This window comes from Lacisediminimonas sp. (assembly GCF_030645335.1).
In the GTDB taxonomy this organism is placed as follows: domain Bacteria; phylum Pseudomonadota; class Gammaproteobacteria; order Burkholderiales; family Burkholderiaceae_D; genus Lacisediminimonas.
This window is the reverse complement of record NZ_JAUSNH010000012.1, coordinates 1-4899: the sequence shown is the minus strand read 5'-3', so window position 1 is coordinate 4899 and position 4899 is coordinate 1. Positions and strand designations below refer to the sequence as shown.

Here is a 4899-nt window from a genome sequence, read left to right as displayed (position 1 = left end):
GAGAACTTCCAGAAGCTGCATGAGTTCGCCACCATCTACACGCCATCGGTGCTGCCCAAGCTGATGCACTACACCGGCGAGCGGCCCTTGTTCGACCTGTATTCGGTCGAGGAAGAAATCGAACGCGCGCTGGGACGCCGGGTGGACCTGAAGTCCGGCGGTTACCTGATCGTCGACCAGACCGAAGCGATGACGACGATCGATGTCAACACCGGCAGCTATGTCAACGGCCGCAACTTCGACGACACGATCTTCAAGACCAACCTGGAAGGCGCGCATGCGATTGCGCGCCAGCTGCGCTTGCGCAACCTGGGCGGCATCATCGTGCTGGATTTCATCGACATGGAAAACGTGGAGCATCGCACTGCGGTGCTGGCCGAACTGAACAAGGCGCTGGCGCGCGACCGCACGCGCATGTCGGTGTCGGGCTTCTCGGCATTGGGCCTGGTGGAGATGACCCGGAAGCGCACCCGCGAATCGCTGGCGCATATCCTGTGCGAGCCCTGCCCTGTCTGCGGCGGCAAGGGACAGGTCAAGACTGCGCGCACCGTCTGCTATGAAATCATGCGCGAACTGATGCGCGAGGCAAAGCAGTTCAATCCCAAGGAATTCAGGATACTGGCGTCGCAGATGGTGATCGACCTGTTCCTGGAAGAAGAATCGCAGCACCTGGCGATGCTGGGGGACTTCGTCGGCAAGCCGATTTCGCTGCAGGTCGAGGGATTGTTCCGGCAGGAGCAGTACGACATTATTCTGATGTAAGAATCAACGACATCCAGGTTCAATCTTTTTTCATAATGTTGGACGCCAGCGGGTACGCCCGGCACAGTCCAACGATACGGCCCACCAGTCGCGCCAGGTAGCGCGGTTGCGGCACCAGCAGGCGCGGTATCAGTGTCAGCACGGCCAGCAACAGCGTCTTTCGTCGCAGGCGATTGGCATTCGACAGGCCATAATGCTTGCTCTGGAATACCAGCTTGGACTGGGCGTGATGATAGCCGCGGGTGTATTCCGACTTCAGCGGCGCCGGGCCTCTTACGGAGCCGCGCGACAAATGGGCAACCTGCACATTCGGCACCAGCACGATCTGCTTCCCGGCATTGAACACCCGCTCGCACAGGTCTTCATCTTCGTAATACAGGAAAAACGTTTCGTCGAAAAATCCGACGCAACGCATGACGTCCATGTTCAACAGCATCACGGCGCCGCAGACAAAGCCGACACAACACGGGCCGTCGGCCTGCGGTCCGCGCGATTCCCATTTCGTGGCTGGCCAGCGATAGCTGATTTCGGGCGTGCCATTGCGCCGGATCAGGTGTGGCGCGATGATCGCGGCGTCGGGGAACTGGTCGGCGGCCGGCAGCAGTGCAGTGAAGAATTCCGGCGTGGGCAGGCAGTCCGGATTCATCAGCAGCGCATAGCGGGTGGAGACGGTCGCGAGGGCGCGGTTGTTGGCCGCGCCAAAGCCGAGATTGCGCCCGTTGCGGATGACGGCGACGCCGGGCCGCGCCTGCTCTGCCGCGGCAATCGTGTCGTCCTCGCTGCCGTTATCGACCAGGATCACGTTGGGGGCTTGCTGCAGGCCCGCCATCAGGGCCGGCATGCAGTGGCCGCTGTTGTACGTGACAACAACGACCGTCAGGTCGGACATGCTGGTGGGGATGGTGAAATCCGCAGGCAATTCCGGGACCCGCTGCAACAGCGCGGTGTCCGGATAGTCCGCAGTGCGACTGGTTGCCATGTTCATTTGCGCGGCACGCGACCCATCAGGAAAAATTCATCGTTGGGGCGCATGGAAATAGCGTTGGCCATCCGGTTCGATAATCCGAAGAACGCGGTGATGGCCGCAATGTCCCAGATGTCTTCATCGTCAAAGCCATGTGCCCGCAGCGCATCATGATCGGCGTCGGTGATGGCTTGCGAATCGAGGCAGACCTTGATCGCGAAATCGAGCATCGCCGTTTGCCGCGGCGTGATGTCGGCCTTCAGGTGGTTGACGGCGACCTGGTCGGCCAACAGCGGATTTTTCGAATAGACCCTGAGCAGTGCGCCGTGGGCGATGACGCAGTACAGGCACTGGTTGCGGGCGCTGGTGGCGGTGACGATCATTTCGCGATCGGCTTTGGTCAGCGTGCCGGTATCTTTCAGCATCAAGGCGTCGTGATAGGCAAAGAACGCGCGGAATTCTGCCGGCCGGTGCGCCAGCGTCAGGAATACATTGGGTACGAAACCGGCCTTGTCCTGCACGGCGACGATGATATTGCGGATATCCTCCGGCAGGTCGACCAGCTCGGGGACAGGAAAGCGGGAGATCGGGGCTAGGGCATGCGCATTCATGACGGCAACTCCTCGGCGAATTGAAGGCGATACAGACTGGCGTAAACACCATTTTGCGCCAATAGCACCGCATGCGATCCGGTTTCGACAATGCGGCCGTCCACCAGCACCACGATGCGGTCGGCGCGCTCGATGGTGGACAGGCGATGCGCAATGACGAGCGTCGTGCGGCCATGCATCAATTGATCCAGCGCTGCCTGCACGGCGCGCTCGGATTCGGTGTCGAGCGCGGAAGTGGCTTCGTCCAGGATCAGCAGTGGCGCATCCTTGTAGATGGCGCGCGCAATCGCCACGCGCTGGCGCTGTCCGCCCGACAAGCGGCTGCCATTGTCGCCGATGCGGGTCTGCAAGCCTTCCGGCAGGTTGACGATCACGTCCTGCAAGTGCGCCGCCTGTGCCGCCGCCTGCACGCGCGCGGCATCCGGCGTTTCGTCGCCATAGGAAATATTCGCCGCCAGCGTGTCGTCGAACAAGACCACGCTCTGGCTCACCATCGCGATCTGGCCGCGCAGGCTGGCCAGCGAGATGTCGGCGATGGGCTGGCCATCGAGCATGATCTGGCCGGTGGTGGGCGGATAGAACTCGGGCACCAGCGCCACCAGCGTGGACTTGCCGCCGCCCGACATGCCGACAAAGGCGACGGTCTCGCCGGGCTGGATGTGCAGGTTGATGTCCGACAATGCCGGCCGGGCCTGGCCGGGATAGGCGAAGCCGACGCCGACGAACTCGATCTCGCCACGCGTACGTTGCAATAGCGGGCGGCCATTGGTGCGCTCCGGCGGTGCGTCGATCAAGGCATACACGGCTTCGGACGCCGCCATGCCGCGCTGCAGCGGGCCGTTGACTTCCGCCAGCCGCTTTAACGGCGCCAGCAACATCAGCATGGCGGTGATGAACGAGACGAAGCCGCCAACCGTGGCCTCGCCGCTGGCAGACTGCATCAAGGCAATGACGATGACCACGGCCACGGCGCAGGCCGCCATCAGTTGCGTGATCGGCACCGTCACGGCCAACGCGCTGGCCATGCGCATGCTGTAGCGGATCAGTTCGGACGCGCGCTGGTTGAAGCGGCGGCGCTCGTACTCCTGGCCACCGAAAATCTTGATCACTTGTTGCGCCCGGGTGGTCTCTTCGATCACCTGGGTCAGCTCGGCGTTGACGCCCAGCAGGCCCTTGGTCAGCCGGCGCACCCGCTTGCCGGTCAGGCGCACCACGACCGCCGTCAGCGGCAGCAGGATCAGCGCCACCAGCGTGAGCCACCAGTTCAGCCACAGCAGGAAACCGAGCAGCACGATCACGGTCAGCAGGTCGCGGATTGCGGACGTCAGTACATTGCGCACCATGTCGACGATCTGCTGGGTCTCGAACATGATCGAGTTGATCACCTTGCCCACCGAGTTGTGCATGTAGAAGCCGGGCGGCACGTCGAGCAGGCGGCGGAATATCTGCGCCCGCAGCTCGTTGAGCAAGCGGGTCGAGACCCAGGTCATGGTGTAGGCGGTGGTGAAGGTCGAGATGCCGCGCAATACGAAAATGCCGATCACGGCAACCGGCACCATCCACAGCGCAATCGTTGGCTGCGGGACGAAACCGCGGTCGAGGATCAGCTTCAACACGGCGGGAAACATCGGCTCGGTAGCGGCGGTGACGATCATGCCAAGGAAGGCGACCGCCAGCCGGCTGCGATACGGGCCGAGCATTTGCAGCGCGCGCTTGAAATGGGGAGGCAGTCTCATTGGGTGTGCGCCGGCAAGGGTTGGCTGCGGCGACTGGCGCCGGCAAGCGGAATGGCGAGCAATATCATGAATGCAAGCCCGAATACGGCGTCACGCAGGATGGCATTGAACATGGCGCCGATCAGCAGCGCAATGCCGAGCATGGTCAGCCTCGCGCCCATGTCGCCGCCGAGGCGCGCAGCGGCCACGAACTGCGTGGCCCAGATAAGCAACAGTCCAGCCAGGCCGATGATGCCGATCTCGGACAGGTAGAGCAGGTAATCATTGTGCGGCGTCGTGTGCTTTTCGATTTCGGTAAACGCCACTTTCTGGGTATATCGATGGAGCCATGTGCCGATGCCGTGGCCGGTGACTGGCTTTTCCTTGATGATCTCCAGCGTTACCCGGAACATGTCCAGGCGCACGCCGTCCTTGCTGATTTCCTTGCCCTGCATGAAATTGCGGGCGTCCTCGACGGTACCGGCGATGCGCTGGCCAACCCCGGGAATGACCTGCATGCCGACACCTGCCATGACCACCAGCAGGGCCGCCACGACGACGCGATGCCACACAGACCGGATCGATTTGAACAGCACATACAGGCACAGCACCAAAAATATCAACAATCCGGTCCTGGTCTTTGCCAGCGCGACAGCCGCCACCGCAACATACAGCAAGCGCAAAACGGCCAGCCAGCGGCGTTGCTGGCTGCTCACCAGGTCGTGCAGCATCCATGCCGCCGCCACGGCCAGCAGTATGCCCAGCAGGATCGACTTGTTGCCGCCATAGACGGCGTAGCTGCGCAATAACCACCAATTGGGCAACAGGCCCATGCTCTTGAGATAAA

5 protein-coding genes are annotated in these 4899 nt (G+C 62.2%); 1 reads left to right on the top strand and 4 read right to left on the bottom strand.

Going from position 1 to position 4899, the window contains the following annotated elements:
• Positions 1 to 762 (top strand): ribonuclease E/G (locus tag Q7T64_RS00910; protein ID WP_304789614.1); only part of this gene is annotated, 762 nt, incomplete at its 5' end.
• A 19-nt stretch (positions 763 to 781) separates the two neighbouring features.
• Here the strand turns inward: Q7T64_RS00910 and Q7T64_RS00905 are convergent.
• The 4 genes from Q7T64_RS00905 to Q7T64_RS00890 form a co-directional block, all read right to left on the bottom strand.
• Positions 782 to 1741 carry a glycosyltransferase family 2 protein gene (locus Q7T64_RS00905; RefSeq protein WP_304789610.1) on the bottom strand — a complete coding sequence of 320 codons (960 nt, stop codon included), beginning with the start codon at positions 1739 to 1741 and terminating at the stop codon, positions 782 to 784.
• Between the two features lie 2 nt (positions 1742 to 1743).
• Positions 1744 to 2337, bottom strand: a complete 594-nt coding sequence (locus Q7T64_RS00900) for a peroxidase-related enzyme (protein WP_304789606.1) — start codon at positions 2335 to 2337, stop codon at positions 1744 to 1746.
• A complete protein-coding gene (msbA, locus tag Q7T64_RS00895; RefSeq protein WP_304789604.1) occupies positions 2334 to 4073 on the bottom strand; it encodes a lipid A export permease/ATP-binding protein MsbA in 1740 nt (579 codons plus the stop codon). Before msbA ends, Q7T64_RS00900 begins: the two co-directional genes overlap by 4 nt.
• Positions 4070 to 4899 (bottom strand): O-antigen ligase (locus Q7T64_RS00890; protein ID WP_304789601.1); only part of this gene is annotated, 830 nt, incomplete at its 5' end. The genes msbA and Q7T64_RS00890, both read right to left, overlap by 4 nt.